Consider the following 26,825-nt stretch of genomic DNA (forward strand, 5'->3'; position numbering starts at 1 on the left):
TGCCGCTGTGCGGGTGATCTAAGAAGGCGCTGGCAATGCTACTCCGCCGCAACCAACTCCGCTTGCTGCGCCGGTTTCTCGGGGCGCCAGGATTGCGCCGCGTGGCGGGCGCGGTCTGCCAGGGCGGCTAGGCGTCCGCGCAGGTTTCGTCCACCCACCACCGACGACAAGGTCACCGAATGCGTCGCAAAGCGGCGCTTGAAATCCTCGCCGCCGCAGAGAAAATCGATCGTGGTCAAGCCCCGGTCAAACGACCACTGGATGTAATCCATCATCAAGACCATGCCTGGCGAGGCCCGTTCGAAGGCCGGATCATAGGTGGTGACGAAAGCCATCATCGTTCCATGCTGCTCGAAATTGATCGATATGGCGATGATCTCGTCTTCGCGTTCGAGCACGAAGATGCGCAGCAATCCAAGCTTGGCCAGAACGGATATGAGTGCCGCCAGCGCGGGGGAACCTTCGTCGAAGAGGTCCGAAACGCGGCCGTGTTTTGCAAGCCATACCCGCTTCAGTGCCGCGACGCGCTCCAGCACCGGCTCGCGGGCTTCGTGCGCGTCCATCAGGCGGAAACGCAGCGCGCCGCCTTCCTCCATGAATTTGTAGCCACGGCGATAGTTTTGCCGGGTTTTTTTCGACTGGCTTTCAAACCATTGTGCGCCGCGTTGCCCGGCGCCGGAAACTCGATAGCTGACCTCGCTGCGGTGGCTTGGCTGCAAGATATTGTCTTGGCCTGGGGCGGCGGGACCGAGCAGGGTCCGGAATCGGGCATCGGGCAACAGACGATTGAGGTAGGCAAGATCGAAGCCGCCATCGTCGAGGATATGTTGCCAGAGTTGCGGCAGGATCTGTGGCTCGGCATCGGGAGCAAGCAGGACATCGCCATAGTCGCAGTGATCTTTCGCCGCCCACTCCAGCATACGGATGCCCGAGCGCCAGAAGGTCGCGAGCGCAATGACGGCCTCGAGGCGCTCGCCGCTCCAGACCATGCCGATCCTGAGACCGCGGCGGTCCTGATGCGGTGTGGTGTGCCACCAGGCCGAGATCCAGTCGGGATGCTGGAAAACGAGGCCGCCGGCGCGTTGCCAGAGCGCTGCCCAGGCGGGCGCGATTTCTGCCAGTCGCGCTGACGACGTCGCAATTTCGATCCGGTGCGTTCGCGGCATCCGGAACACGGCGGGTCCGTTCATGGCTTGCCCCCTTGCGGCGATTGCTGTGGCTCGGGCTTGTCGGTGCGGAAATGTCTGGCGATCTGCCGCCACATCCGCTTCAGCGGCAGAACATAGAGGCCTGCGAGCGACTGGTAGTCGCGCACGTTGCGTTCGATCAAACCGAACTTGAAGTCCTCGTCGGGTCTGGGAACGCATAGCGTTCCGAAGAGCCGATCCCAAAACGAGAAGAGCAGCCCGAAGTTCTTGTCGTAGTGGCGCGGGTCGGTGCTGTGGTGCAATTGATGCCAGTGCGGACACAGGATCAGATTGTTCAATGGTCCAAACGAGATCTTGAAATGCGTGTGCCTGACGAAATCCATCATCAGGATGTTGCGTATGATGTAGACGTTGACGCCGAAGACCGTCAGCTCGACGAGGTTCAGCGACACCAGCGACCAGATCCCGAAGCAGATGCCGGGAATGACGCCGTCCCAGGCCCGGTTCATCAATTCGTCGAGCGGGTGGACGCGATCCTTTGTGATGCCGACCATCACCTCGGCCGAATGGTGGACCTTGTGCAGTTCCCAGAGCACCGGGTAGCGGTGCTGGGCGACGTGATAGAGATAGTACGAAATGTCGTAGGCAAGCAGCATGGTGATGGTGAAGATCGTCACCGTCACCGGCCCTGCCGGTCCTTCGATCAGGGGCGGCTGGATTGCCAGCAGCGTGGAGAGCAACCAGTTCGTCGCATAGCCGACGGCGCTGACGAAGACGACGCCGGCGGGCAGCATGAGGAATGGCATCAGCGCCTTCCGCGTCACCCAGAACAAAAGGTCGGCTTTCGCCGAGGGATGCGTGATGACCTCATGCGGGACTGCGAACTCGAAGAACTCTTTCCAGCTCTTTTTCTCGACCGTGCGCCAGTAGGCGACCAGGGCGCTGACCAAAGCAGTCAGCAACAGAAGTCCGGTCGCCAGCAGGCCGGCGCCGGAAATCCGATCAAGAACCTTGTAGACGATATCGCTGGCCATTTCCAAGGTTGCCGCCTCTCCATCCGGGTTTCCGGTCGTCGCGGTCATAACATTGAAGTCCTCAAGCAAATGCGATGAAAATTGGTTAAGAAATCATGAGGCTTTCTAGGTTTTTGGTATTTATCCGCAGGCGGCGAGACCCCATGCTTCGGCGGTCATCCGTCTCAACGGGCGTAACGCATGGATATTCATAAGGATGGTCGGCGGGACGGAACGCCTCACCATCGTCACGGTGCAATGTGCTGGGCGTCATGATGGGAACGTGAGACGAGATGCTTCCGGCTGGCGCTCTTGCCATCGTCGTCGGCTTTCGCCATGAAGGCCGATGAATTCGCCTCTGCCAGCCAGCGCACGCCAGCGGCTCGACGACCTGCTCGTCCAGCGCGGGCTGTTTGCCAGCCGCTCACGTGCCCGCGACGCGGTCGAACGTGGCACGGTGACCGTCGACGGCGTCATTGCGCGCAAGCCCGGCCAGAGCGTTTTGCCGCAATGCCTTGTTACCATCGATGATCCGGCGCAAGGCTATGTGTCGCGCGCGGCACTCAAGCTGATCGGTGGGCTCGATCATTTCGGCCTCGACCCTGCCGGCTGTGAAGCGCTCGACATCGGCGCCTCGACCGGCGGCTTCACCCAGGTGTTGCTCGAGCGCGGCGTGGCCCATGTCACCGCGGTCGATGTCGGTCATGGCCAGATGCATCCTGATATCGGCGGCGACCCGCGTGTGACGGTGATCGAAGGACTGAACGCCCGCGACCTCGCCCTCGCCGATCTCAGCGGGCGTATTCCGGATTTCATCGTGTCCGACGTCAGCTTCATCTCGCTGAAACTGGCGCTGCCGCCGGCGCTTGGTCTGGCGAAGGCTGGCGCCAAGGCCATGTTTCTGGTCAAGCCGCAATTCGAGGCGGGCCGTGATGCGATCGGCAAGGGTGGTCTGTTGAAAGACCCCTACGACGCCTCCCGTGTCGCCGGCCTGCTGCAGGATTGGCTGGACTCCGTTCCCGGTTGGCGCTCGCTGGGCCTGCATTTGTCGCCGATCGAGGGCGGCGACGGCAATCGCGAATTCCTGCTCGGTGGGATCAAGGACCGATGAGCGCGCGCTTCAGCATCAGGAAACTTGGCGCTCAGGGCGACGGTGTCGCCGAGACCGAGACAGGGGATCTGTTCATTCCCTTCACACTGCCCGGTGAAACGGTTACCGCCGCGCGCGAAAGGGATCGCGCCATGCTGATGGCGGTGCTGGAATCATCGCCGCTGCGCATCGATCCCGCCTGCCGCCATTTCACCGAATGCGGCGGTTGCGCGCTCCAGCATTTCGAAGCCGAAGCCTATCGCCAGTGGAAACGCGAAAAGGTGGCGCACATCCTAAAGGGCAAAGGCATCGATTGCGAGATCGGTGACCTGGTCGCCTGCGCGCCGCAGACGCGCCGCCGTGTCGTGCTTGCCGCCCGCCGCACCGATACAGGCATGCTGCTCGGCTTCCATCGCCATCTGTCGCCAGAGATCATCGCCATATCGGAATGCCCGATCTCGCTGCCGGAGATCGTCGCTTCGCTCGATCGGTTGAAGGCGCTCGCCGAATTGGTCTGCGCAACCACCAAATCGTTCCGGCTGGCGGTCACCGTGACCGGTTCGGGTCTCGATGTCGCGGTTCATGAATCCGGCAAGCTGGGGGAGCATCAGCGCCGCATCGCTGCCAATTTCGTCATGGCGCAGGGCTTTGCCAGGCTGTCCATCGATGACGAAATCATCATCGAGCCGAGGAAGCCGGTGGTCATGTTCGGCAGCGTCGCTGTAGCCTTGCCCCCGGGCGCGTTCCTGCAGGCAACCGAGGCCGCCGAACAGGCGATGGCCGATATCGTCGGCGGGCATCTGAAGCGTGCCAAGAAGGTGGCGGATCTTTTCGCCGGTTGCGGCAGTTTTGCTCTGCGCCTGGCCGCGAAGTCGGAAGTCCATGCGGTGGAGGGCGATGCGGCAGCCCTTTCGGCCCTCGACCGTGGATCGCGTTTCGCCACTGGCCTGAAGCGGGTGACGGGCGAACGCCGCGACCTGTTCCGCCGGCCGCTGACGTTCAAGGAGTTGAATGCGTTCGACGGCCTGGTGTTCGATCCGCCACGCGCCGGCGCCGAGGACCAGTCGAAGCAGATCGCCCGCTCGGATGTTCCCTACGTTGCGGCGGTGTCCTGCAATCCGGTGACGCTCGCGCGGGATTTGCGCATCCTGCTCGACGGTGGCTACACCTTGAAAAGCGTCACCCCGATCGACCAGTTCCTGTGGTCGCCGCATGTCGAGGCAGTGGCGCTGCTGGAGAAGCCGAAGAAGAGGCGGTAGATCATTCGCTGGTTTGGCGACGCCGTGCTTCCGCGAGCACGCCCGTTTCCATTTCTCTCAATGTTTTCGACTTGCCTCTGTTGGGCAGCGACCCGAACACATCCTCGGGTCGCGTTGGGGGAAAGACCGGAGCAGGCCGTGTGAGCTGATCGTCGGTTGAACTGGAGGCAACGGATTTTTCTCCAGTGGCCATCGCATCAGACCCGCGTGCCGCCGACCGTCATCTGATTCATGCGCAGATGCGGCTGGCCGACGCCGACGGGCACGCCCTGTCCGGCCTTGCCGCACATGCCGATGCCGGTGTCGAGCTTCATGTCGTTGCCGATCATCGACACGCGGTGCATGGCGTCCGGGCCGTTGCCGATCAGCATCGCGCCCTTGATCGGCTGCGTCACCTTGCCGTTCTCGATCATGTAGGCCTCGGTGCAGCCGAACACGAATTTGCCCGAGGTGATGTCGACCTGGCCTCCACCGAAGGAGACGGCATAGATGCCGGTCTTGACCGAGGCGATGATTTCGTCCGGCTCCATGTCGCCTGATGTCATATAGGTGTTGGTCATGCGCGGCATCGGCTGGTGTGCGTAGCCTTCGCGGCGGCCGTTGCCGGTTGCCTTCATGCCCATCAGCCGGGCGTTCTGGCGATCCTGCATGTAGCCGACCAGCTTGCCGTCCTCGATCAGCACATTGCGGGCCGAAGGCGTGCCTTCGTCGTCGACTGTCAGCGAGCCGCGTCGCTCGGGCATCGTGCCGTCGTCGACGACGGTCACCCCCTTGGCGGCGACCTGCTGGCCGAGCAGGCCGGCGAAGGCCGAGGTCTTCTTGCGGTTGAAATCGCCTTCCAGCCCATGGCCGACGGCCTCGTGCAGCATGACGCCCGGCCAGCCGCTGGACAAGACGATGTCGAAAGTGCCGGCCGGGGCCGGTATGGCCTCGAGATTGACCAGAGCTTGCCTGAGCGCCTCCTTGGCGGCGTGCTTCCAGCTGTCCTCGACCAGGAATTCGCCAAACGCCTTGCGGCCGCCCATGCCGTAGGAGCCGCTCTCCTGGCGGTCGCCATCGCCGACCACGACGGAGACGTTGATGCGGACCAGCGGGCGGATGTCGCGCACCATTTGGCCATCAGCGCGCACGATCTCGACATGCTGCCAGGATGCGGCGAGCGATGCCGAAACCTGCCGCACGCGCGGATCCTCGGCGCGCAGCCAGGCATCGATTTCCTGCAAGAGCTTTGCCTTGGCCTCGAAGGAAGGCGAGGGGATCGGGTTCTCTTCGCCATAGAGATGGCGGTTGGTGCGGGCGGGTGCGGCGGCAAGCGTCCCGGAATAACCGCCCTTGACGGTTGAAACGGCATCGGCCGCGCGCAGCAGCGAAGCTTCGGAGAGGTCGCTGGAATGGGCATAGCCGCTGGCTTCGCCGGCAACCGCACGCAGGCCAAAACCCTGGTCGGTGTTGAAGTTGGCGGTCTTCAGCCGGCCGTTGTCGAACATCAACGCTTCGCTCTCGCTATATTCGAGGAACAGCTCGCCGTCATCGGCGCCGTTGATGGTCTCAGCGACGATCTGCTTGATGCGATCGTCTGAAATGTCGAATTGGCCGATCAGGCTGTTCATGGCGCGTCCGTTCACAGGAGGAATGGGTCTTTGCCACGATGTAGGCGCGAAGGTGCGCCGAGACAATCGTTCTGCCGCATTGTGAAGACAAAAGCGGTTTGCCAGCAGCCCGCCGATGTCACTTCTGGTTGATGAAGTCGGTGATGTCGCCGGGCTGTCAGGGGAGCGCGGCGAAGCCGTCGGCAAAACCCTTGAGGTCGACCGGGATGCCGATGCCTTCTTCCGGGGTCTGGAAGACGATGAAGGTGGCCGACGTGCCGGTCTTCAGCGTGTCGAGAAGCGGCTTTTCGAGAATGACCTCGGCATAGCAGCCGTCCTGGAAGCAGCGCACGAAATAGGCGCGGCCGATATCCTTGCCGTCGACATTGAGGCCGAGCCCGTTGGGCAAAAGCACGCCGAGCGGCGCCAGCACGCGCAGGATCTCCGCCTTGTTGTCAGCGGTGCGCAGCACCACGACCGACAATCCCATCTCGGGACGGTCCTCGGCGACGACGTTCTGCATCATCACGCATTGTTCCGAGGTGGCGCCGGCCGGTGTGTCGCAGATGATCGACCATGCGCCATGCGTCGAGCGCACGGTGCCGCTCGGCTGCGCGGCGTTGGCCGTGCCGGACACGATCGCGGACAAGCCGATGCCAGACAGGGCGGCGAGAAAGATGACCTTCGCCCAGTTTCTCGAAAACCGAGAGTTTCTCGAAAGCCAGTAATTCATGACGGCTCCATTGCGAATCACGGCACTTTAAGCCGCGCCAAAGCCAAGTAAAGGACGAGACCGCACCAGGTCTGCCCCGAAAAAGCCAATAGGGCGCTTTTCCCTGCCAATTTCGCCCGAATTGCGACGTTCGGCACGTGCGGCCCGCGGGAATGCTGCTGCGGGCTCACTGTAGGCGATTCGGTGCTGCCGCGGCTGCCGCCAAAGGCACATCCGGGCTTGCGCGCAAAAATGCCGCACGGTTTCGTCCGCTCCTTTCTTGCGGAGGGAAAAAGAGTATGGTTTGAACCAGCTTGAAACTGTCGGGATTCCCGTCCCGGCATTGTTCGTTATTCTCGTGGGTACCGCAGCGAGGAACTGGGAGACGATGAGGGCGATGAGAAATTTCCTGGCAAACGCCAAGGTTCCAGCAAGTGCCAAGTTTCTAAGTGCTTGTGCCGCTATCACGTTTTTCGCCGGCGCATCCGCCCATGCCGACCAGCCCAAGAACTGGGAGACAACCTTCCAGGCGCCGGCGACCGACATGATGCGGCAGATCGAGTGGTTCGGAAACTACACAATGTGGTTCATCGTCCCGATCACCATCCTGGTGCTGCTTCTGCTCGCCTACTGCATCGTCAGATTCCGCGCGAGCGCCAACCCGGTTCCGTCCAAGACCAGCCACAACACGTGGATCGAGTTGATCTGGACGATCGGGCCAGTCGTCATCCTGCTGCTCATCGCCATTCCCTCGTTCCAGCTGCTGACCGCGCAATATACGCCGCCGGAAGAAGCAAAGCTGACCGTCAAGGCGACCGGCAACCAGTGGAACTGGGACTACGAGTACCAGACCGAAAACACGCTCTCCTTCAACTCCGCGATCCTCCAGGACGGTGATCGGGCCGGCGCCGGCAAGGAGGACCGCAAGGTCTATCCGCGCCTGCTGGCCGTCGACAACGAACTGGTGGTGCCGGTCAACACCATGACCCGCGTGCTCGTCACCGCGACCGACGTGATCCACTCCTTTGCCATGCCGTCGTTCGGTATCAAGATCGATGCCATTCCGGGCCGCACCAACGAGACTTGGTTCAAGGCGGAGAAGGAAGGTATTTTTTACGGCCAGTGCTCGCAGCTCTGCGGCAAGGATCATGCCTTCATGCCGATCGCCATCCGCGTCGTCTCCGATGCGCAGTTCAAGACCTGGCTGGCGGCAGCCAAGACCGATCTGCCCGGCGCCAACAAGACGCTGATGGCCGAGGTCGACGGCCAGAACAAGGTAGCGGCCGCCGGCAACTGATGCCGCGGGTTAGCAAGATTTAGGGAACGGAGCGGAACATGGCAGACGCTGCAGCTCACGACGGGCATGACCACAAGCCTTATCACGGCTGGGTCCGCTGGGTTTATTCGACCAATCACAAGGACATCGGCACGCTCTACCTGATCTTCGCGATCATGGCCGGCATCATCGGCGGTGCCTTGTCGGTCGCCATCCGCATGGAGCTGCAGGAGCCTGGCATCCAAATCTTCAGCGGCCTGGCGCAGATGGTCTATGGCATGAACGGTGACGCCGCGATCGACGGCGGCAAGAGCATGTACAATGCCTTCGCCACCGCGCACGCCCTGATCATGATCTTCTTCATGGTCATGCCGGCGCTGATCGGCGGTTTCGCCAACTGGATGGTTCCGATCATGATCGGCGCGCCCGACATGGCGTTCCCGCGCATGAACAACATCTCCTTCTGGCTGTTGCCGCCGGCCTTCATCCTGCTTCTCACCTCGATGTTCGTGCCGAGCGCGCCGGGCGCCTTTGGCGTCGGTGGCGGCTGGACGCTCTATCCGCCGCTTTCGACCTCGGGCCAGCCCGGGCCGGCCATGGATCTGGCGATCCTGTCGATCCACATTGCCGGTGCGTCGTCGATCCTCGGCGCCATCAACTTCATCACCACCATCTTCAACATGCGCGCGCCTGGCATGACGCTGCACAAGATGCCGCTGTTTGCCTGGTCGGTGCTGATCACCGCCTTCCTGCTCCTGCTGTCGTTGCCGGTTCTGGCCGGTGGCATCACCATGCTGCTTACCGACCGCAATTTCGGCACCACCTTCTTTGCGCCCGACGGCGGCGGCGACCCGATCCTCTTCCAGCACCTGTTCTGGTTCTTCGGTCACCCTGAAGTGTACATCCTGATCCTGCCGGGCTTCGGCATCATCAGTCACGTCATCTCGACCTTCTCGAGGAAGCCGGTGTTCGGCTATCTCGGCATGGCCTATGCCATGGTGGCGATCGGCGCCGTCGGCTTCATCGTGTGGGCGCACCACATGTACACGACCGGCCTGTCGCTCGACACGCAGCGCTATTTCGTCTTCGCCACCATGGTCATCGCGGTGCCGACAGGCGTGAAGATTTTCTCCTGGATCGCGACGATGTGGGGCGGGTCGATTTCGTTCAAGACGCCGATGCTGTGGGCGCTGGGCTTCATCTTCCTGTTCACCATCGGCGGCGTCACCGGCGTCCAGCTGGCCAATGCCGGCCTCGACCGCTCGCTGCATGACACCTATTTCGTCATTGCCCACTTCCACTACGTGCTGTCACTGGGCGCGGTGTTCGCCATCTTCGCCGGCTGGTACTACTGGTTCCCGAAGATGACCGGCTACATGTATTCGCCCGTCATCGCCAACACCCACTTCTGGGTCACCTTCGTCGGCGTGAACCTGATCTTCTTCCCGCAGCACTTCCTCGGTCTCGCCGGCATGCCGCGCCGCACCATCGACTACCCCGATGCGTTTGCCGGCTGGAATTATGTGTCGTCCATCGGCTCGTATATCTCGGCCATCGGCGTCCTGATCTTCCTCTATGGCGTGTTCGAGGCCTTCCAGAAGAAGCGGATCGCCGGCGCCAACCCATGGGGCGAGGGCGCAACGACGCTCGAATGGCAGCTGCCTTCGCCGCCGCCCTTCCACCAGTGGGAACAGCTGCCGAAAATCAAGTAAGGCGGCTGCCCGCTCGAATACGAAACCGCCGGTCCGCCGGCGGTTTTGGCCAACGGATGATGGACTTAAGTACGCATGGCCCTTGTCGACGACCCATTGATTGACGAAGCGGGCTTTCGCATGTCGGAAGCGACGGCGGGCGATTTCTTCGCGCTGCTGAAGCCGCGCGTCATGTCGCTGGTGGTGTTCACCGCCTTTGTCGGCCTTGTCGCCGCACCCGTGACCATCAACCCTCTGCTGGCGGTGATCGCCATCCTGGCTATTGCAATAGGTGCTGGTGCCTCCGGCGCGCTCAACATGTGGTACGATGCCGACATCGATGCCGTGATGACCAGGACCGCCACCCGCCCGGTCCCGGCCGGTCGCATCCAGCCGCACGAAGCGCTGACCTTCGGGCTGGTGCTGTCGGTGCTGTCGGTGATGACGCTCGGCGTACTGGTCAACTGGCTGGCGGCGACGCTGCTTGCCTTCACCATCTTTTTCTACGCCGTCGTCTACACGATGTGGCTGAAGCGCTGGACGCCGCAGAACATCGTCATCGGCGGCGCCGCCGGCGCCATTCCGCCTGTGATCGGCTGGGCCGCGGTGACCGGGACAGTCAGCCTCGAAAGCATTGTCCTGTTCCTGATCATCTTCCTGTGGACGCCGCCGCATTTCTGGGCGCTGGCGCTGTTCAAGTCCGAGGACTATGCCAAGGCCGGCATTCCGATGATGCCCAACGTCGCCGGCCACGCTTCGACCCGCCGCCAGATCTTCGCCTATGCGCTGGTGCTGGCCCCGGTCGGCGTGCTGCCGTGGCTGCTTGGCTACACCACGCCGTTCTATGGCGTGGCCGCCCTGCTTCTGGGAGTCGGTTTTGTCTGGTACGCGTGGAAAGTGCTTGGCATGGCCGACGATGACGGCGTCATGAAACCGGCCAAGGCCCTGTTCGCCTATTCGCTGCTTTACCTCTTCGCCATCTTCGCTGCCTATCTGGCCGACAGCGTTGTCGAACGCGCGCTTGCCATGGGTGGAGCATGACCATGATCGAGGAAAAGCTCGAGACCGTCACGTTGACCGAGCGTCAGAAGAAGGCGCAGCGCAGCCGTTCTATCGCCATCGGTGTGGCGCTGGCGCTGCTGGTGGTCATTTTCTACATCGCGACGATCGTGAAGTTCGGCCACAATCTGGGCACGATGTGATGAGCGTCGAGACCTCAAAAAAAACGGCTGGCAAGAACGGCAACGTCATCGTCGCGGCTGTCTGCCTCGCCTTTTTCACCGGCATGATCGGCATGGCCTATGCCGCGGTGCCGCTTTACAAAATGTTTTGCCAGGCCACCGGCTATGGCGGCACGACGCAACGTGCCGAGAAGCAGTATGCCGGCCGCGTGCTCGACCGCGAGATCACTGTCCGCTTCGATGCCAACATCGCTGGCGTGCCGTGGGAGTTCCAGCCGGTCCAGCGCTCGATGACGATGAAGATCGGCGAGACCGTGCAGGCGCACTATCAGGCGACCAACAAGTTCGATCGTCCCGTGACCGGCCGCGCTACCTTCAACGTGCAGCCTGAACTGGCAGGTCCCTATTTCAACAAGGTCGAGTGCTTCTGCTTCACCGACACGACGCTGAAGCCCGGGGAGACGCTGGACATGCCGGTGCTGTTCTACGTGGACCCCGACATCGTCAATGTGCCGGAGCTCAAGGACGTGAAGACGATCACTCTGTCCTACACGATGTTCCCGGTCGAGAAGACCAAGCCGGTCGCCTCCTCGGAGCCGGCCGAGGGCAACAGCAAGACAATTTCGAATACCGAAGCAAATCTCGGGGGTTGATATGGCAGACGCGCACGCAAAACCACAGCATGACTATCATCTCGTCGACCCGAGCCCGTGGCCTTTCCTGGGATCGGTAGGCGCACTTGTCACCGCCTTTGGCGGCGTCTGCCTGATGGAGTACCTGAAGGGCGGCTCGTTCCCGATCTTCGGCTTCAACATCGCCAATCCATGGCTGTTCTTCATCGGCCTCGTGATCATCCTCTACACCATGTTCGCCTGGTGGTCGGACACCATTAAGGAAGCGCATGAGGGCCATCACACGCGTGTCGTGTCGCTGCATCTGCGCTACGGCATGATCATGTTCATCGCCTCTGAGGTGATGTTCTTCGTTGCCTGGTTCTGGGCCTATTTCGATGCCAGCCTGTTTCCGAGCGAAGCCCAGCAATATGCCCGCACCGCGTTTACCGGCGGTGTCTGGCCGCCGAAGGGCATGGAAGTTCTCGATCCTTTCCATTTGCCGCTCTACAACACCGTCATCCTGCTGCTGTCCGGCACCACGGTGACCTGGGCGCACCATTCGCTCATCCATGGCGATCGCAAAGGCCTGATCAATGGCCTGGTGCTGACTGTTGGCCTCGGCATGCTGTTCACCATGGTGCAGGCCTACGAGTACATGCATGCTCCGTTCGCCTTCAAGGATTCCATCTATGGCGCCACCTTTTTCATGGCGACCGGCTTCCACGGTTTCCACGTCATCATCGGCACCATCTTCCTGTTGGTCTGCCTGATCCGGGCGATGAAGGGTGATTTCACCCCCAAGCAGCATTTCGGCTTCGAGGCGGCCGCCTGGTACTGGCACTTCGTCGACGTGGTCTGGCTTTTCCTGTTCGCCTCGATCTACGTCTGGGGATCGGTCGGCGCGGTGATCGAGGGCCACTGATCCTGGCCTGAGGAATTTCCGTTTCGAGAAGGCGGCCGCGGCAACGTGGCCGCCTTCTTCTTTTTGGCGCAATGATCGCTGATCGATAGCCAATGCGGCTGACAATTTTCCGGGCCATTTGCGCATTGATGATCGCGGCACTCCCGGCCTTTGCCGGCGAGAAGGTGGATTTGGTGCGTGTCCACAAAGCCGAACGCCGGCTGGAACTGATCGGCGACGGCAAGATCCTGCGCAGCTACGGCATCGCACTCGGCGGCGATCCTGTCGGGCATAAGCACCAGGAGGGCGATCAACGCACGCCCGAGGGGAACTATGTCCTCGACTGGCGCAACCCGAACAGCATCGCGCACAGATCGATCCATATTTCGTACCCCAACACCGACGATCTGGCGGCCGCCAAGGCGCGCAATGTCGACGCGGGCGGCATGATCATGATCCACGGCCAGCCAAACGGTTATGGCTGGTGGGGCTGGCTGCTTCAATTGGTCGACTGGACCGACGGCTGCATTGCGGTTACGGACTCCGATATGGACGAAATCTGGGCGATGGTGGCCGATGGCACACCGATCGAGATCGAGCGGTAGGCAATGAGCGACGACGCTCCCATGAGTGAAGACAGGGCGATCTGGCCGCCGATCGATCCGATCTCGGCCGGCCTGCATGGCCGCTGCCCGCGTTGCGGCGAGGGGCGGTTGTTCTCCGGCTTCCTCACCGTCGGCAAGCGATGCGTCAATTGCGGCCTCGATTATTCCTACGCTGATGCCGGCGACGGGCCGGCGGTGTTCGTGATCCTGATCATCGGCTTTATCATCGTCGGCCTGGCGCTCTGGGTAGAAGTCACGCTCAGCCCGCCGCTCTGGCTGCATCTGCTGGTCTGGATTCCGTTGGCTATCGTGCTGTGCTTGACGACGCTGCGGCTGATCAAGGGCGTGCTGCTGACGCTGCAATACCGCAACAAAGCGGCCGAGGGCCGGCTGGATCGCGGCGAATGAGCGAGGCTTCCGTTAAAACTGACGGTCGTTCGCGACCGCGATCGGCATTGCTGCTCGGCCTTGGCCTTATGCTGTTCCTGATCCTGCTGGTGCTCGGCACCTGGCAAGTGCAGCGCCTGTATTGGAAGGAAGGCCTTCTGCAGACCATCGACCAGCGTACCCATTCGGCGCCCTTGCCGTTGGTTGCGGTCGAGAAAGAGTTCGCCGCCACCGGGGATGTCGACTATACGCCGGTTACCGTCACCGGCACGTTCCTGCATCAAGGCGAACGCCATTTCTACGCAACCTGGGAAGGTGACGCCGGCTTCAATGTCTACACGCCGCTGGCGCTCGACGACGGCCGCTTCGTCCTGATCAATCGCGGCTTCGTGCCTTACGATCTGAAGGACGCCGCCAAGCGCGCCAAGGGACAGGTGACTGGCAGAGTGACCGTGACCGGGCTGGCCCGCAACCCGCTGCCGGCGAAGCCGTCGATGATGCTGCCCGACAACGACGTGGCGAAGAACATCTTCTACTGGAAGGACCGCGACGTGATGGCTGCGAGCGCCGGTCTGCCGGCGGGCGCCGCGCTGGTGCCGATCTTCATCGACGCAGACAAGACGCCAAACCCGGGCGGCTTGCCGGTTGGCGGCGTCACCATCATCGACCTCCCGAACAGCCATCTGCAATATGCAATGACTTGGTACGGGCTTGCCGCGGCGCTCGCAGCCGTGCTCATCCTGCGGCTTCGCCGTCCCGCGAAAGACGAATGAACGCGGCTGATGCCCTTGACAGGGCAGGGGTGCGCACCTCATTTCGGCTTTGATCAACCGGCCCGGATTTAATGCTTCAGACAACCACCAAACCACCTCTGACGATCCGGCTCTGCCAGCCGCGCGGTTTCTGCGCCGGTGTCGACCGTGCCATCCAGATCGTCGTGCTGGCGCTGAAGAAATATGGCGCGCCGGTCTATGTCCGCCATGAGATCGTGCACAACCGCTACGTCGTCGAGGGGCTGCAAAGCCTTGGCGCCGTCTTCATCGAGGAACTCTCCGAGATACCGGCCGAACATCGGCAGTCGCCCGTCGTGTTCTCGGCGCATGGCGTGCCGAAATCGGTGCCGGCGGATGCGAAGGCGCGCAATCTCTTCTATCTCGATGCCACCTGCCCGCTGGTGTCGAAGGTCCACAAGCAAGCGATGCGCCATCAGCGGCTCGGCCGTCATGTGCTGTTGATTGGTCACGCCGGACATCCCGAGGTGATCGGCACCATGGGCCAGCTGCCGGACGGAGCGGTGACGCTGATCGAAACCGAAGCCGATGCCGCAAAGCTCTCGCCCGCCGATCCGCAGGCGCTCGGCTTCGTTACCCAGACCACATTGTCGGTCGAGGACACCGCCGGCATCATCCGCGCCTTGCAGGATCGCTTTCCGGCGCTGCAGGCACCGGCGGCGGAATCGATCTGCTATGCCACCACCAACCGCCAGGAAGCCGTCAAGGACACCGCGCCGGGCGCCGATCTCTATCTGATCGTCGGCGCGCCGAATTCCTCCAATTCGCGACGACTTGTCGAAGTCGCGGAGCGTGCAGGCGCCACCATGTCGCTTCTCGTGCAGCGCGCCGCCGAGATTCCGTGGAATGACATCGGCAACATCTCGACGCTCGGCCTGTCGGCCGGCGCGTCGGCGCCCGAAATCATTGTCGACGAGATCATCGACGCGTTCCGGCAGCGCTTCGATGTCACGATCGATCTGGCCATCACGGCCACGGAAACGGAGGATTTTCCGGTCATGCGGGTATTGCGCGATGTCGAACTGACGCGGGCCGACATGGCCTTCGTCAATGGAGCCGCGTAAGCCACATGGCGGTCTACACCGACGTTGCGGAAGGCGAACTCGGCGCATTCCTGAAAAACTATCCGGTCGGCGATCTCCTGTCCTACAAGGGCATCGCCGAAGGTACCGAGAACTCGAACTTTCTGCTGCACACCTCCAGCGGCTCCTACATCCTGACGCTCTACGAGAAGCGCGTCGAGAAGGCGGATTTGCCGTTTTTCCTAGGGCTAATGGGCCATCTCGCCAACAAGGGCGTGTCCTGCCCGCTGCCGGTGACCGCGCATGACGGCAGCGTCATCGGCACGCTCGCCGGCCGGCCGGCGGTCATCATCACCTTCCTGGAAGGGCTTTCGTTGCGGCGGCCCACAGCAACGCATTGCGCCGAGGTCGGCAAGGCGCTGGCGCAATTGCATCTGGCCGGCGCCGATTTTTCGATGACGCGTCCGAATGCCCTGGCCATCGACGGCTGGCGCAAGCTCTGGGATGCAGCGCGCGATCGCGCAGACGAGGTCGAGCCGGGTCTGGCCGCCGAGGTCGATGCCGACTTTGCCGATTTCGAGCGCAACTGGCCCAAAGACCTGCCGCAAGGCATCATCCATGCCGATCTTTTCCCCGACAACGTTTTCTTCCTCGGCGAAAAACTGTCCGGCCTGATCGATTTCTATTTCGCCTGCGACGACCTCTACGCCTACGATGTCGCCACCTGTCTCAACGCCTGGTGCTTCGAGAAGGATTTTTCCTTCAATCTCACCAAGGGCAAGGCGCTGCTCGCCGGCTACCAGAGCCTCCGGCCCCTGAGCGACCAGGAAAAGGCTGCGCTGCCGATGCTGGCGCGCGGTTCGGCGTTGCGCTTCATGCTGACCCGGCTGTACGACTGGTTGACCGTTCCCGATGGCGGGCTGGTGATGAAACGCGATCCGACCGAATACATCAGAAGGATGCGGTTCCACCGGGCGATCAAATCGTCTTCGGAATATGGATTGGCCTGATATGAGTATCATGAGCAAACAGGTTGAGATCTTCACCGACGGCGCCTGTTCGGGCAATCCCGGCCCCGGCGGCTGGGGCGCGATCCTGCGCTTCAACGGCACCACCAAGGAGCTTTCCGGCGGCGAAGCCGAGACGACCAACAACCGCATGGAACTGTTGGCCGCCATTTCGGCGCTGAACGCGCTGAAGGAACCGTGCACGGTCGACCTTCACACCGACAGCAAGTATGTCATGGACGGTATTTCCAAGTGGATCCACGGCTGGAAGAAGAACGGCTGGAAGACCGCCGACAAGAAGCCTGTGAAGAACGGTGAACTCTGGCAGGCGCTCGACGAGGCCAACAAGCGCCACAAGGTCACCTGGAACTGGGTCAAGGGCCATGACGGTCATGTCGAGAACGAGCGCGCCGACGAGCTTGCGCGTGAAGGCATGGCACCGTTCAAGAAAGGTCCGTTCAAGCCTGCAGCCGCGCCAAAGCCTGCTGCGCCGGCCAAACAACCGGCAATCGCGAAAGTGCGGCGCTCGACCCAGAGCTATTGAATTTCCGGAGCGGCGCGGCTAGGCGCGCATCGCGTTATCAACGGTTGACGGCCGACGACAGGCTGCCTTGACCAGCGTCCAGCGGACGTAAGGCCTTTGGTGGCGTCGCAGTTGCTCCAGAATACGGAGGGAGTAATATTTCCTACCATAGAGCAAAATGCGATAAGGAAACGGGCGTGGCAAACGTAGAAAAAATGAGCGTGGCTGTGACCCCGCAACAAGCAGCTGTGATGCGTGAGGCTGTCGAGGCGGGCGAGTATGCCACCGCAAGCGAGATTGTGCGTGAAGCGGTGCGGGATTGGCTGGCCAAGCGTGAACTTCGGCACGACGATATCCGCCGGCTAAGGCACCTGTGGGATGAAGGCAAGGCAAGTGGGAGGCCGGAGCCTGTGGATTTCGACGCGTTGCGAAAGGAAGCTCGGCGAAGGCTGGCGGAAGCCTCGCGGAATGACCGTTAGGCTGGTCTGGTCACCCGCGGCCAAGGCGGACCTCATCGACGTCTACGTGATGATAGGCAGCGAAAACATACGAGCGGCCGATCGCTATTATGATCAACTAGAAGCGCGGGCCTTGCAGCTGGCAGACCATCCGCGCATGGGTGTTAGGCACCCGATATCAGGTCTTCCGTACGGATGCTGGTGGAGGCGCCGTTTGTACTGCTCTACGAAACGATTCCGGACACGGATGATGGCCCTGTTGAGTGGGTTGAAATCGTCCGTGTGGTGGACGGCCGGCGGGATCTGAACCGTTTATTCTAGCGAGCTGTTTATCGGATCAGCAGCGCTGTACCCCAAAGCCCGAGCGCGAACACCGTATGCGACACCAGGTTCAGCGCACGGATCAGCATCGGGTTGGACCGCTTCGAGGCGGCCCAACCGGCGCCCATGCCGGGTGCCAGTAGGAACCAGCCGGCGCCGACGGTGACGATGCCGAGGATGAAGGCCGGCAGGAATGTCGGCGCGGCAAGCCAGCCCGCTCCGGCCAACACCACCAGGATGATGCCGTAGACGATGCCGACAAAATAGTGAAAGGCCCAGCCCAGCGCCTTTTCATGCGCGTAGGGCGCTGCACCGCCGATATCATCGTGAAAGACCTTGTCGCGGAGATGCCAGACCCAGCGACCGACCGGCCCCCAGTTCGGCCGTGGCTGCCCGAACGCCTTGTGCAGGAAGATGGCCCAGAGATCCATCGCCACCGTAGCGCCGATGCCGATCGCGATAGCACGCCAGAACATGTCAAACATCGAGGTCCCCCCAAAGGCAATCCCTGGAATACAAGGGCGATCGTCGGGCGGCGGCAACCGTTGCGGTCCAGCCCGACGTTGTCGCTGAAGTTCAGAGCTGCCCCAGAATATGAGCCGCACCGGACTCGTCGACACCGGGCTTGGTCTCGACATTGAGCGCGGTGACCTTGCCGTCGTCGATGATCATTGAGAAGCGCCTCGAGCGCAGGCCCATATCGTTGCTGATGTAATCGAGGCCCACCGCCTTGGCGAAATCGCCACTGCCGTCGGCGAGGAACAGGATCTTGCCCTCTCCGCCGGTGAAGTGCGCCCAGGCACCCATGACATGGACGTCATTGACCGAAACGACGGCGATGGTGTCGACGCCGCGCGCCAGGATGGCATCGTGGTTCTCGAGATAGCCCGGCAAATGGTTGTTGCTGCAGGTAGGTGTGAAGGCGCCGGGAACCCCAAACAGCACGACCTTCTTGCCCGAGAAAATCTCGGCCCCGGTGATCGGCTTGGCGCCATCGGCGGTCATCGTCTTGAAGGTCACGTCAGGCAGCTTGTCGCCAACGGAAATGGTCATGGATTCCTCGCTTGGGAAAATGGGAAGGACGTGTCTTTGCGTAGCGAACTCAACGGCTTCCTGCAATCGTTGGGACAGGCTGGATCAAGGGAAAGGCAGAATCCCTGCGACCGCGCCCGCCGCACTCGTCAGCGTATAGTGAAGCCCGCCATCGGTCGGCGTCGTCGAGGGGCGATCGAGGATCGGCACGGTGAAAATCAGCTTGCCGTCCTTTTCGCTGCGGGCCGGGGTGCCGAACATGTAGTCCCGCTCGCCGGCAACGAAGAAATCCGCCGCCGCCGGATCGCCGGGAAAGCTCGCCTCGACAATCAGCGTCTCGTGGTCGCCCGGCAGCACATTGATGCCGAAATCGGACCTCGCGGGCGTCGGCAGCGCCGTAAAACTCGCCTTCACCAGCGCCGCGTCCTCGACATTGTCCGGATCGGAGGCGGGGTCGACGGTCAGCCGCGTCTGCACCGGAATGCAGATCGTTTCGCAGATGCCGAGAAAGATGTCGGCATCGATCACCGCCGGCTGGTTCGGCGTCGCCAGCGTGAATGTCACCGGCAGAGAAACCGGATAGTTGTAGCCTGCCCATTTGCCATAGCCGTCGTCATGGCGCTGCGGCGCCGGAAACGACAGAGTGGCGTCGGCGATGTTGGTGCTGGCTGAAATGTCGAGTTGCGGCGGCACGCCCGCGTCGCCCGGATCGCGCCAATATGTCTTCCAGCCAGGCTTGAGCGCAATATCGAGAACGCCTTGGATACGGCCGGCATCGTCGGCTTTGCCTGATGTAACCAGCCGAACCTTGCCGCCTTCACTGTTGTACCACGCCGACGAAGAGGCGGCGGCGGGAAGAGCGGTTGCCGATCCGATGGCGGCTCCGAGCAGCAGGATTTTCAAGCTTCGCATGGCGGTGATTTGATCGTCCGTTCGTGGCCGCGCAATGATTTCATGGCCTTGCCGGTATCATATTTGCGTGACTTCGAGGGAGAAGAATGTTCGAGCCGCCGCAACAGGCTTTGGTCGAATCCAGCACGGCGCATCTTTTCGGCGCTTTGGAAACGCGTTACGCTCCCTTCATGGACTTGTTGCGCCACAAGAAGACGGTCGCCAGTCGCGGCTTTCTCGACGATCAGTTCCTGATTGCCATGCCCGGCATGAAGGACGACCGTTTCACGCGCTCGGTCATCTATGTCTGCGCACACTCCGATGAAGGCGCCATGGGCCTGATCATCAACCAGACGCAGCAGATGCTGTTTCCGGACCTGCTCGTGCAACTGGGCATCATGAACGAGCAGGAGGCGATCCGCTTGCCGGCTCAGGCCCGCGATTTCGTCGTGCGCAATGGCGGCCCCGTGGACCGCAGCCGGGGCTTCGTCCTGCATTCGGGAGACTATCGGGTGGAATCGTCGCTGACCGTTTCCGACGACATCTGCCTGACGGCGACCGTCGACATATTGCGCGCAATATCGTCCGGCCGCGGGCCTCGTCATGCGCTGATGGCGCTCGGCTATTCCGGCTGGGGCGCCGGCCAATTGGAGACCGAGATCGCCGAAAATGGCTGGCTGACCTGTCCGGCCAATGCCGAGCTTCTGTTCGACACCGACATCGAGCGCAAATACGACCGGATCCTCGCCTCGATCGGTATCGACCTTGCGCATCTCAGCTTGGCGGCCGGACACGCGTAATCGCGAACAGTCATGCGCAACATTCGCGGCTAGCCGAAGCCGCCTACACCTTCGTCATCCTAGGGCGAAGCAGGAGCGAAGCTCCGTCGCGGAGACCCTGGGATCCATTCCGTGACCTATGTCGAAGGATGCAGCGGCGAAGAAATCTGAACCGTTTTCAACGCTTTAACCTCACGGCATGGATCCTAGGGTCTGCGCCGCGTCGCTGCGCTCCTTGCTTCGCCCTAGGATGACGAAGCGATAGGCGTCTCGGCCAATCGCAGAGGTCCGCGCCTGGGCGACGCGCGCCTGAATCCCATCACGCTTGCGTCAGCGGATACTGTTCCTTCAGCGTCTTCAGCACCTGGTCGCCCGGCATTGGTGCGCCGAACATGAAGCTCTGGACATATTCGCAGCCCATCTGGCGCAGTTCCAGCGCGTCGCTCTCGTCCGAAATGCCCTCGGCGACGACGGACAGGCCGAGTTCATGCGCCATGTTGACCATCGATTTCAGCAGCACCGCGCGCTTGGGCGTGTTGTCGTCGACGAAGCTCTTGTCGATCTTGATGGTGTCGAAGGGGAAACGCGTCAGATAGGCCAATGAGGAATAGCCGGTGCCGAAATCATCCAGCGACAGGCCGATGCCGAGCTGCTTCAGCTTGGTCAGCACATGGGCGGTCTGCTCGGGATTGTCCATCACAAGCGATTCGGTGAGCTCCAGCCGGAAGCAGCGCGGCTTCAGATTGGCCCGAGCGATGACCGAGCGGACGTCGCTGACCAGGTCACGGCGGATCAGCTGGCGGCTGGACAAATTGACCGAGACCGACAGCGGCGCGTCACCGATCTGTTTTTGCCAGCTGGCGAGATCTTCCGCCGCCTGCTGCATGGCAAACAGGCCGAGCTGCACGATAAGCCCGCAGCTTTCGGCGACCGGGATGAAATCCGCCGGCGGGATCATGCCGCGGCGCGGGTGGTCCCAGCGCAGCAGCGCCTCGAAGCCGGCGACACTGCCGTCCTCAAGCCGCACGATCGGCTGGTAGGCAAGCGTGAATTCCCGCCGCTCGATGGCGCGGCGCAGGTCGGATTCGAACTGCAGCCTGTCGGTGCCGACAGTGCGGAAGGCCGGACGGAACGGCTCGATCCTGTCGCCGCCGAAGCGCTTGGCCTGGTGCATGGCAAGCTCGGCATCCTTGACCATGTCCTCGGCCGACATCTGCGGCGAATTCCAGGTGATCAGTCCGATCGACGCGGTCAGCACGATCTCGCGCTTGGCAAAGGTGATCGGGTTGTTGATGGCATGCTTGATGGCATCCGCCACGGCGGCGATGCGGGCCGGGTCCTGTTCGGACAATAGCATCAGCGCGAACTGATCGCCGGCAAAGCGCGACAGCGAATCCTTCGGCTTGAGCAGCCGGTGCAGGCGACGCGCGATGGTCAAGAGGATGGTGTCGCCGGCCGAGATGCCGAGGCCGTCATTGACCTGCTTGAAACGGTCGATGTCGATGACGAAGACGGTTGGCCGCACCTTTTCTTCGGTGCGCGCGATCGAGATGATCGCTTCCAGCCGATTCATCAAAAGTTCGCGGTTCGGCAGACCGGTCAGATTGTCGTGAACGGCGTCGTGCAGCAGCCTTTCCTCGGACTTTTTCTGCTCGGTCACGTCGACCATGGTACCGACGCAGCGGATAACCTCGCCGTCGGATCCGATGACCGGGCGCGCGCGCAGCGAAAACCAGTGATAGTGGCCGTCGGCGCCGCGCAGGCGAAAATTCTGCGATACCCGGCCGCGCCGGTGTTCGAGCACGACGTCGAGCGTGGTGCGGAACGTGTCGCGGTCGTCGGCATGCAGCACCGGGAGCCAGTTGCGGGCCGCGCCGCCAAGGCTGTTCGGCGCCAGTCCGAGCTGGATGCTGACATCGGGCTTGGTGACGACGCGGTCGCGCAGCACGTCCCAATCCCATACCGTGTCGCCCGAACCGGCGACCGCCAGCGCCTGCCGCTCGAGGTCGGAGAACAGGCCCTGATGCAGCGCGCCGCCGGCAAAAGCATGCTGCATGACGGTGAAGCCGATCAGAAGGATGATCAGGATCAGCCCGCCGCCCAGGGCCGGCTGGGCAATGTCGTTGTCGAGCATGCCGGTGATCGCCATCCACGATCCGCATAGCCACAACAGCACCATGACCCAACTGGGCACCAGCATGATGGCACGGTCGTAGCCGCGTATGCCGAGGAAGATGATCAGGCCAAGCCCGGTCAGTGCGGTGGCGGCGAAGGACAGCCTGGCAATGCCGGCGGCGACCGCCGGATCGACGATGGCGACGCCGGCGATCAGCACCAGTCCGAGGATCCAGACCAGCGCGCCATAACTGAAATGGCCGTGCCATCGGTTGAGGTTGAGATAGGCGAACAGGAACACCACGAAGGTTCCCGCCAGCGCCACCTCCGTTCCCGCTCGCCACATCTGCTCGTTGCCGGGCGATATCTCGATGATCTTGTTGAGGAAGCCGAAATCGACGCAGATATAGGCCAGCACCGCCCAGGCAAGTGCCGCGGTTGCCGGGAACATCGAGGTTCCCTTGACCACGAAAAGGATGGTCAGGAACAGCGCCAGCAGGCCTGCAATGCCGATGACGATGCCGCGAAACAGCGTGTAGGAATTGACCGAGTCCTTGTAGGATTCCGGATCCCAGAGGTAGACCTGCGGCAGCTTCGGCGAGGCCAGTTCGGCGATGAAGGTAATCACCGTGCCGGGGTTCAGCGTCACCCGGAAAACGTCGGCGTCGGGGCTGGTCTGGCGATCGAGCGCGAAGCCTTCGCTGGGCGTGATGGCGGCGATGCGGGTCGAGCCGAGATCCGGCCAGAAGATGCCGGAATTCACCAGGCGGAAATGCGGTGCGACGATCAGCCGGTCGAGTTGCTGGTCGGTGGTGTTGGCGAGCGCGAAAACAGCCCAGTCGCCGGTGGAACGGGCATCATTGGCCTCGACCTCGATGCGCCGCACGATACCGTCCGGACCCGGCGCGGTCGACACCTGGAAATTCTCGCCCTGGTTGCGGTAGATCTCGACGGCGCCGGAAAGGTCGAGCGCGACGTCGTCGCGGGCAATCTTGATCGGTTCGACGGCAAAGGCCGACGATGCCGCGCACAGCGTCAGGAGTGTCGCGAGGACAAAGGCGAACAGCGACCCGTTGCGCAGGAAATTCGTCAAAAATCAGTCCTTCGTTCCAACGCCCGGCGGATCGTCCGCGATCCGGGCGTAGAGGTAGTGGTCCTGCCAGATGCCGTTGATCCTGAGATAGGATCGCAGCAGTCCTTCGCGCCGAAATCCGGCTTTTTCAAGCACGCGGATCGACCGGATATTGTCGGGAATACAGGCCGCTTCGATCCGGTGCAACCTCAGCGTATCGAAGGCGAAGCGGGCCACCACCTTGACCGCGTCGGTCATCAGGCCGCGGCCGCCGAAGCGCTCGCCGATCCAGTAGCCGACATGGCCGCTCTGCGAGACGCCATGGCGTATGTTGCCGAGCGTGATGCCGCCGGCCAGCTTGCCACTGCTCCTCTCGAAGATGAAGAAGGCGATAGCGGTTCCTTGCGCATAATCCTCGCGGTAGCGGCTGATGCGCAGCCGCCATGCGTTGCGGTCGAGTTCATCGGGAGTCCAGCGTGGCTCCCAGGGTTCGAGGAAGGCGCGGCTATCGCCACGCACCGCCGCCCACTCGCGGAAGTCGTTGGTGAACGGCACGCGCAGCGTGACGCGGTCGCCTTTCAGCGCCGGCAGGTCGCGGCGGAAGAAAGGGAGCGCGAACACGACGCTTCGAGGGGCTTAGACGGCGAGCTTACGGGCCGTGGTCTGCGTGCCTGCGAGCGATTCGAGGATCGCCTCGTATGGCGCCAGTGTGCCCACAGGCCCGACAGCGGTAAGCGTCGGCTTGGTCGAGAACAAACGCGACGATAGATCGGTCAGCCGCTCGACCGTCAGCGCCGACAGCCGTTCCATCAGTTCCTCCTTGGCGATCGGCCGGCCGAACAGAAGCAGCTGCCGTGCGATCTGCGAAGCGCGGCTGGCCGGGCTTTCGGCTGACATGATCAGTCCGGCGCGATATTGGGCGCGCGCCCGGTCGAGTTCTTCCTGCAGGATTTTCTCGCCGGCCTTCTGCAGCTCGTCGATGATGACAGGCACCAGTTCGGCGATGTCGCTCTGGCCGGTCGCGGCATGGACGCCGAAGACGCCGGTGTCGGAAAAGCCCCAATGGAAAGCATAGACCGAATAACACAGGCCGCGCTTCTCGCGGACCTCCTGGAACAGGCGCGACGACATGCCACCGCCGAGGATCATCGACAGCACCTGCGAGGCATAGAAGTCGCGCACATGATAGGCCCGGCCTTCGAACCCCAGCACGATCTGCGCGTCCATCAGGTCGCGGTCCTCACGGAAGTCGCCGCCGACATATTGCGCATATTGCGGGATGGTGCTGTCGGCCTTGCTGCGGAAGCCGCCGAGTTGCTTTTCGACCTCGCGCACGAAATTGTCATGCTTGATGTCGCCGGCGGCGACAATCACCATGCGCTCGGCGCCATATTGCCGCTCGATGAAGTCGTGGAGTTGCTTGGAGGTGAAGGATTTGACCGTTTCGGGTGTGCCGAGAATGGAGCGGCCGATGGTCTGATGGCGATAGGCGGTTTCCGTGAAACGGTCGAAGACGATGTCGTCGGGGGTGTCGTGCGCGGCGCCGATCTCCTGCAGGATCACATGCTGTTCGCGTTCGAGTTCCTGCGGGTCGAATTCGGACTCTTGCAGGATGTCGGCAAGAATGTCGACGGCCAGCGGCACGTCGTCGGAGAGCACCCTGGCATAGTAGGAAGTGGTTTCGACGCTGGTGGCGGCGTTGATTTCGCCGCCGACGTCTTCGATCTCCGAGGCGATTTCGAAGGCGCTCCGCCTTTTCGTGCCCTTGAACGCCATGTGCTCGAGCAGATGGGCCATGCCATGCTCGTCCTCACGTTCATTGCGGGCACCCGACTTGACCCAGGCACCAAGGGCAACCGATTCGATGCTTTGAAGGGTTTCGGTGGCGACTGTCAGGCCGTTCGACAGACGGCTTACCTCAACACCCATATGGCTAGTACTCCTTAACGCGCCGCCCGCGCGCGGCGGCCGACATAATCTTCCACCATTTTCAGGTCGGAGGGAAGTACCGTGTATTTTTCCTCCGATGTCATCAACCCACCTAGCCATGCGGGCAGTGCGGGCGACACGCCGCTGGCGGCTTCGACGGCGGCCGGGAATTTTGCCGGGTGTGCGGTACCCAGCACCACCATCGGCACGGCGCCTGACGCCTTGCCCGCAGCGACATGCACAGCTGCCGCGGTGTGCGGATCGAGCAGATAGTTGCTGGCCGCGAGCGTCGAGCGGATGGTGGCGGCGACCTCGTCCATATCAGCCCGGCCGGCGTCGAATTCCGACCGCATCCCGGCGATTTGCTGGGGTTCGATGGTGAAAGCGCCGGACTGCTTCAGACCGTCCATGTAGCGCCGCACGGTCGCCGCGTCACGGCCGGAGGCCTCGAACAGCAGGCGTTCGAAATTGGACGACACCTGGATATCCATCGACGGCGACGTGGTCGCAAAGACACCCTTGGTGCGATATTCCCCTGTCGCGAAGGTCCGCGCCAGGATGTCATTGTCGTTGGTGGCGATGACCAGCCGCTCGATCGGCAAGCCCATCTTCTTGGCCGCGTAGCCGGCGAAGATATCGCCGAAATTGCCGGTCGGCACGGTGAAGGAGACCGGCCTGTCCGGCGCGCCAAGCGACAGCGCCGAGGAGAAATAATAGACGATCTGGGCCATGATCCGGGCCCAGTTGATCGAGTTGACGCCCGAAAGCGCCACCCGGTCGCGAAATCCGTGATCGTTGAACATGTCCTTGAGCAGGCCCTGGCAATCGTCGAAATTGCCTTCGATCGCCAGCGCATGGACGTTTGCAGCCGTCGACGTCGTCATCTGCCGCTGCTGCACCGGCGAGACGCGGCCGTGCGGGAAAAGGATGAAGATGTCGGTCCGGCTGCGACCGGCAAAGGCATCGATGGCCGCCCCGCCGGTATCGCCCGAGGTGGCGCCGACGATGGTGGCGTGCTGGTCGCGTTCGGCAAGCACATGGTCCATCAGCCGGGCCAGAAGCTGCATCGCCACGTCCTTGAAGGCGAGCGTCGGCCCGTGGAAGAGTTCCAGGATGAAGGTGTTGGGGCCGGTCTGCACCAGCGGGCAGACGGCCTCGTGGCGGAAGGTGGCATAGGCTTCGCGCACCAGCCGCTCGAAAACGGAGGCCGGGATCTCGTCGCCAAGGAACGGCGACAGCACGCGGATGGCAAGTTCGGGATAGGCAAGGCCGCGCATGGCGCGGATCTCGGCGGCGGAAAACTGTGGCCACTCGCGCGGCACGTAGAGCCCGCCGTCGCGCGCCAGCCCGGCCAGCACGGCGTCGGAAAATCCAAGAACGGGGGCTTCCCCGCGGGTACTCACATAATGCATGTCACAA

General features: G+C 62.4%; 27 protein-coding genes and 1 pseudogene. 17 read left to right on the forward strand and 11 right to left on the reverse strand.

Annotation, left to right across the window (positions count from 1 at the left end; genetic code table 11):
* Positions 1-38 precede the first annotated feature (38 nt).
* Together NKJ00_RS02965 and NKJ00_RS02970 are read right to left on the reverse strand one after the other, a co-directional pair.
* Positions 39-1,190, reverse strand: a complete 1,152-nt coding sequence (locus NKJ00_RS02965; protein ID WP_023808619.1) for a GNAT family N-acetyltransferase — start codon at positions 1,188-1,190, stop codon at positions 39-41.
* A complete protein-coding gene (locus NKJ00_RS02970) occupies positions 1,187-2,182 on the reverse strand; it encodes a sterol desaturase family protein (RefSeq protein ID WP_352440113.1) in 996 nt (331 codons plus the stop codon). The genes NKJ00_RS02965 and NKJ00_RS02970 overlap by 4 nt, the downstream gene beginning before the upstream one ends.
* 325 nt (positions 2,183-2,507) lie before the next feature.
* Here NKJ00_RS02970 and NKJ00_RS02975 point away from each other — a divergent pair, with 325 nt between their 5' ends.
* A complete protein-coding gene (locus tag NKJ00_RS02975; RefSeq protein ID WP_352439982.1) occupies positions 2,508-3,272 on the forward strand; it encodes a TlyA family RNA methyltransferase in 765 nt (254 codons plus the stop codon).
* Positions 3,269-4,510 (forward strand): class I SAM-dependent RNA methyltransferase, encoded by a 1,242-nt coding sequence (locus NKJ00_RS02980; protein ID WP_352628640.1) that lies wholly within the window; start codon positions 3,269-3,271, stop codon positions 4,508-4,510. The genes NKJ00_RS02975 and NKJ00_RS02980 overlap by 4 nt, the downstream gene beginning before the upstream one ends.
* Before the next feature lie 197 nt (positions 4,511-4,707).
* On the opposite strand, the gene tldD is transcribed toward NKJ00_RS02980, so the two are convergent.
* Both tldD and NKJ00_RS02990 read right to left on the reverse strand, forming a co-directional pair.
* Complete coding sequence (gene tldD, locus NKJ00_RS02985; RefSeq protein ID WP_352550838.1) at positions 4,708-6,120, reverse strand: metalloprotease TldD; 1,413 nt, start codon at positions 6,118-6,120, stop codon at positions 4,708-4,710.
* A gap of 157 nt (positions 6,121-6,277) precedes the next feature.
* Complete coding sequence (locus NKJ00_RS02990) at positions 6,278-6,832, reverse strand: invasion associated locus B family protein (protein WP_023808613.1); 555 nt, start codon at positions 6,830-6,832, stop codon at positions 6,278-6,280.
* 376 nt (positions 6,833-7,208) lie between these two features.
* On the opposite strand from NKJ00_RS02990, the gene coxB reads away from it, so the two are divergent.
* From coxB to NKJ00_RS03060, 14 genes and pseudogenes are all read left to right on the forward strand, one after another.
* Positions 7,209-8,108 carry a cytochrome c oxidase subunit II gene (coxB, locus tag NKJ00_RS02995; protein WP_031212224.1) on the forward strand — a complete coding sequence of 300 codons (900 nt, stop codon included), beginning with the start codon at positions 7,209-7,211 and terminating at the stop codon, positions 8,106-8,108.
* A 38-nt stretch (positions 8,109-8,146) separates the two neighbouring features.
* Positions 8,147-9,799, forward strand: coding sequence for a cytochrome c oxidase subunit I (gene ctaD / locus NKJ00_RS03000; RefSeq protein WP_023808611.1), 1,653 nt, complete (start codon positions 8,147-8,149; stop codon positions 9,797-9,799).
* Positions 9,800-9,874: 75 nt separating this feature from the next.
* The gene (locus NKJ00_RS03005; RefSeq protein WP_023808610.1) at positions 9,875-10,819 is read left to right on the forward strand and encodes a heme o synthase; all 945 of its coding nucleotides are present in this window, start codon (positions 9,875-9,877) and stop codon (positions 10,817-10,819) included.
* The gene (locus NKJ00_RS03010) at positions 10,816-10,980 is read left to right on the forward strand and encodes a cytochrome c oxidase system small membrane protein (protein ID WP_024503613.1); all 165 of its coding nucleotides are present in this window, start codon (positions 10,816-10,818) and stop codon (positions 10,978-10,980) included. The genes NKJ00_RS03005 and NKJ00_RS03010 overlap by 4 nt, the downstream gene beginning before the upstream one ends.
* Complete coding sequence (locus tag NKJ00_RS03015; RefSeq protein ID WP_023808609.1) at positions 10,980-11,612, forward strand: cytochrome c oxidase assembly protein; 633 nt, start codon at positions 10,980-10,982, stop codon at positions 11,610-11,612. The genes NKJ00_RS03010 and NKJ00_RS03015 overlap by 1 nt, the downstream gene beginning before the upstream one ends.
* Position 11,613: 1 nt before the next feature.
* Positions 11,614-12,495, forward strand: a complete 882-nt coding sequence (locus NKJ00_RS03020; RefSeq protein WP_023808608.1) for a cytochrome c oxidase subunit 3 — start codon at positions 11,614-11,616, stop codon at positions 12,493-12,495.
* A gap of 92 nt (positions 12,496-12,587) precedes the next feature.
* Positions 12,588-13,079 carry a L,D-transpeptidase family protein gene (locus NKJ00_RS03025; RefSeq protein WP_352609450.1) on the forward strand — a complete coding sequence of 164 codons (492 nt, stop codon included), beginning with the start codon at positions 12,588-12,590 and terminating at the stop codon, positions 13,077-13,079.
* 21 nt (positions 13,080-13,100) lie between these two features.
* A complete protein-coding gene (locus NKJ00_RS03030; protein ID WP_352609452.1) occupies positions 13,101-13,487 on the forward strand; it encodes a DUF983 domain-containing protein in 387 nt (128 codons plus the stop codon).
* Positions 13,484-14,239 (forward strand): SURF1 family protein, encoded by a 756-nt coding sequence (locus NKJ00_RS03035; RefSeq protein ID WP_023808605.1) that lies wholly within the window; start codon positions 13,484-13,486, stop codon positions 14,237-14,239. The genes NKJ00_RS03030 and NKJ00_RS03035 overlap by 4 nt, the downstream gene beginning before the upstream one ends.
* Positions 14,240-14,310: 71 nt before the next feature.
* Complete coding sequence (gene ispH / locus NKJ00_RS03040; protein WP_023808604.1) at positions 14,311-15,321, forward strand: 4-hydroxy-3-methylbut-2-enyl diphosphate reductase; 1,011 nt, start codon at positions 14,311-14,313, stop codon at positions 15,319-15,321.
* 5 nt (positions 15,322-15,326) lie between these two features.
* Positions 15,327-16,289: a homoserine kinase gene (locus tag NKJ00_RS03045; RefSeq protein ID WP_352628644.1), complete on the forward strand. Its 963-nt coding sequence runs from the start codon at positions 15,327-15,329 to the stop codon at positions 16,287-16,289.
* A gap of 10 nt (positions 16,290-16,299) precedes the next feature.
* Positions 16,300-16,830 carry a ribonuclease HI gene (rnhA, locus tag NKJ00_RS03050; protein ID WP_023808602.1) on the forward strand — a complete coding sequence of 177 codons (531 nt, stop codon included), beginning with the start codon at positions 16,300-16,302 and terminating at the stop codon, positions 16,828-16,830.
* Between the two features lie 176 nt (positions 16,831-17,006).
* A complete protein-coding gene (locus NKJ00_RS03055) occupies positions 17,007-17,288 on the forward strand; it encodes a ribbon-helix-helix domain-containing protein (RefSeq protein WP_127290846.1) in 282 nt (93 codons plus the stop codon).
* A pseudogene (locus tag NKJ00_RS03060) lies at positions 17,278-17,588 on the forward strand (type II toxin-antitoxin system RelE/ParE family toxin). Before NKJ00_RS03055 ends, NKJ00_RS03060 begins: the two are co-directional and overlap by 11 nt.
* An 8-nt stretch (positions 17,589-17,596) precedes the next feature.
* On the opposite strand, the gene NKJ00_RS03065 reads toward NKJ00_RS03060, so the two are convergent.
* From NKJ00_RS03065 to NKJ00_RS03075, 3 genes are all read right to left on the reverse strand, one after another.
* Positions 17,597-18,073 carry a DUF2938 domain-containing protein gene (locus tag NKJ00_RS03065; RefSeq protein WP_352628646.1) on the reverse strand — a complete coding sequence of 159 codons (477 nt, stop codon included), beginning with the start codon at positions 18,071-18,073 and terminating at the stop codon, positions 17,597-17,599.
* Positions 18,074-18,164: 91 nt separating this feature from the next.
* Positions 18,165-18,641 carry a peroxiredoxin gene (locus tag NKJ00_RS03070; RefSeq protein WP_023808596.1) on the reverse strand — a complete coding sequence of 159 codons (477 nt, stop codon included), beginning with the start codon at positions 18,639-18,641 and terminating at the stop codon, positions 18,165-18,167.
* Positions 18,642-18,725: 84 nt separating this feature from the next.
* On the reverse strand, positions 18,726-19,532 hold the full coding sequence (locus tag NKJ00_RS03075; protein ID WP_352442779.1) for a protein-disulfide reductase DsbD domain-containing protein: 807 nt from the start codon (positions 19,530-19,532) through the stop codon (positions 18,726-18,728).
* 170 nt (positions 19,533-19,702) lie between these two features.
* Here NKJ00_RS03075 and NKJ00_RS03080 point away from each other — a divergent pair, with 170 nt between their 5' ends.
* Positions 19,703-20,311 carry a YqgE/AlgH family protein gene (locus tag NKJ00_RS03080; protein ID WP_023808594.1) on the forward strand — a complete coding sequence of 203 codons (609 nt, stop codon included), beginning with the start codon at positions 19,703-19,705 and terminating at the stop codon, positions 20,309-20,311.
* Positions 20,312-20,609: 298 nt separating this feature from the next.
* On the opposite strand, the gene NKJ00_RS03085 is transcribed toward NKJ00_RS03080, so the two are convergent.
* The 4 genes from NKJ00_RS03085 to thrC are packed head-to-tail and all read right to left on the reverse strand — an operon-like array spanning position 20,610 to position 26,818.
* On the reverse strand, positions 20,610-23,498 hold the full coding sequence (locus NKJ00_RS03085) for an EAL domain-containing protein (RefSeq protein ID WP_128302499.1): 2,889 nt from the start codon (positions 23,496-23,498) through the stop codon (positions 20,610-20,612).
* A gap of 3 nt (positions 23,499-23,501) precedes the next feature.
* Positions 23,502-24,098 (reverse strand): GNAT family N-acetyltransferase, encoded by a 597-nt coding sequence (locus NKJ00_RS03090; protein ID WP_352442778.1) that lies wholly within the window; start codon positions 24,096-24,098, stop codon positions 23,502-23,504.
* Positions 24,099-24,113: 15 nt separating this feature from the next.
* On the reverse strand, positions 24,114-25,406 hold the full coding sequence (locus NKJ00_RS03095; protein WP_127290840.1) for a M16 family metallopeptidase: 1,293 nt from the start codon (positions 25,404-25,406) through the stop codon (positions 24,114-24,116).
* A gap of 14 nt (positions 25,407-25,420) precedes the next feature.
* Positions 25,421-26,818 carry a threonine synthase gene (gene thrC / locus NKJ00_RS03100; protein ID WP_023808590.1) on the reverse strand — a complete coding sequence of 466 codons (1,398 nt, stop codon included), beginning with the start codon at positions 26,816-26,818 and terminating at the stop codon, positions 25,421-25,423.
* Positions 26,819-26,825: the final 7 nt, after the last annotated feature.

Origin of the sequence: Mesorhizobium sp. M0227, assembly GCF_040321855.1 — a bacterium.
Classification (GTDB): Bacteria; Pseudomonadota; Alphaproteobacteria; order Rhizobiales; family Rhizobiaceae; genus Mesorhizobium.

What these genes read in the sequence shown, in the direction of transcription:
- rnhA (WP_023808602.1), top strand. Translation starts at nt 16,300, where the DNA reads ATGAGCAAACAGGTTGAGATCTTCACCGACGGCGCCTGTTCGGGCAAT.
- NKJ00_RS03095 (WP_127290840.1), bottom strand. Translation starts at nt 25,406, where the DNA reads ATGGGTGTTGAGGTAAGCCGTCTGTCGAACGGCCTGACAGTCGCCACC.
- NKJ00_RS03020 (WP_023808608.1), top strand. Translation starts at nt 11,614, where the DNA reads ATGGCAGACGCGCACGCAAAACCACAGCATGACTATCATCTCGTCGAC.
- NKJ00_RS02970 (WP_352440113.1), bottom strand. Translation starts at nt 2,182, where the DNA reads ATGGCCAGCGATATCGTCTACAAGGTTCTTGATCGGATTTCCGGCGCC.
- NKJ00_RS03030 (WP_352609452.1), top strand. Translation starts at nt 13,101, where the DNA reads ATGAGTGAAGACAGGGCGATCTGGCCGCCGATCGATCCGATCTCGGCC.
- NKJ00_RS03045 (WP_352628644.1), top strand. Translation starts at nt 15,327, where the DNA reads ATGGCGGTCTACACCGACGTTGCGGAAGGCGAACTCGGCGCATTCCTG.
- tldD (WP_352550838.1), bottom strand. Translation starts at nt 6,120, where the DNA reads ATGAACAGCCTGATCGGCCAATTCGACATTTCAGACGATCGCATCAAG.
- NKJ00_RS03070 (WP_023808596.1), bottom strand. Translation starts at nt 18,641, where the DNA reads ATGACCATTTCCGTTGGCGACAAGCTGCCTGACGTGACCTTCAAGACG.
- NKJ00_RS03065 (WP_352628646.1), bottom strand. Translation starts at nt 18,073, where the DNA reads ATGTTTGACATGTTCTGGCGTGCTATCGCGATCGGCATCGGCGCTACG.
- coxB (WP_031212224.1), top strand. Translation starts at nt 7,209, where the DNA reads ATGAGAAATTTCCTGGCAAACGCCAAGGTTCCAGCAAGTGCCAAGTTT.
- NKJ00_RS02965 (WP_023808619.1), bottom strand. Translation starts at nt 1,190, where the DNA reads ATGAACGGACCCGCCGTGTTCCGGATGCCGCGAACGCACCGGATCGAA.
- NKJ00_RS03005 (WP_023808610.1), top strand. Translation starts at nt 9,875, where the DNA reads ATGGCCCTTGTCGACGACCCATTGATTGACGAAGCGGGCTTTCGCATG.
- thrC (WP_023808590.1), bottom strand. Translation starts at nt 26,818, where the DNA reads ATGCATTATGTGAGTACCCGCGGGGAAGCCCCCGTTCTTGGATTTTCC.
- NKJ00_RS03025 (WP_352609450.1), top strand. Translation starts at nt 12,588, where the DNA reads ATGCGGCTGACAATTTTCCGGGCCATTTGCGCATTGATGATCGCGGCA.
- NKJ00_RS03010 (WP_024503613.1), top strand. Translation starts at nt 10,816, where the DNA reads ATGACCATGATCGAGGAAAAGCTCGAGACCGTCACGTTGACCGAGCGT.
- NKJ00_RS02975 (WP_352439982.1), top strand. Translation starts at nt 2,508, where the DNA reads ATGAATTCGCCTCTGCCAGCCAGCGCACGCCAGCGGCTCGACGACCTG.
- NKJ00_RS03035 (WP_023808605.1), top strand. Translation starts at nt 13,484, where the DNA reads ATGAGCGAGGCTTCCGTTAAAACTGACGGTCGTTCGCGACCGCGATCG.
- NKJ00_RS03075 (WP_352442779.1), bottom strand. Translation starts at nt 19,532, where the DNA reads ATGCGAAGCTTGAAAATCCTGCTGCTCGGAGCCGCCATCGGATCGGCA.
- ispH (WP_023808604.1), top strand. Translation starts at nt 14,311, where the DNA reads ATGCTTCAGACAACCACCAAACCACCTCTGACGATCCGGCTCTGCCAG.
- NKJ00_RS02980 (WP_352628640.1), top strand. Translation starts at nt 3,269, where the DNA reads ATGAGCGCGCGCTTCAGCATCAGGAAACTTGGCGCTCAGGGCGACGGT.
- NKJ00_RS03080 (WP_023808594.1), top strand. Translation starts at nt 19,703, where the DNA reads ATGGACTTGTTGCGCCACAAGAAGACGGTCGCCAGTCGCGGCTTTCTC.
- NKJ00_RS02990 (WP_023808613.1), bottom strand. Translation starts at nt 6,832, where the DNA reads ATGAATTACTGGCTTTCGAGAAACTCTCGGTTTTCGAGAAACTGGGCG.
- ctaD (WP_023808611.1), top strand. Translation starts at nt 8,147, where the DNA reads ATGGCAGACGCTGCAGCTCACGACGGGCATGACCACAAGCCTTATCAC.
- NKJ00_RS03015 (WP_023808609.1), top strand. Translation starts at nt 10,980, where the DNA reads ATGAGCGTCGAGACCTCAAAAAAAACGGCTGGCAAGAACGGCAACGTC.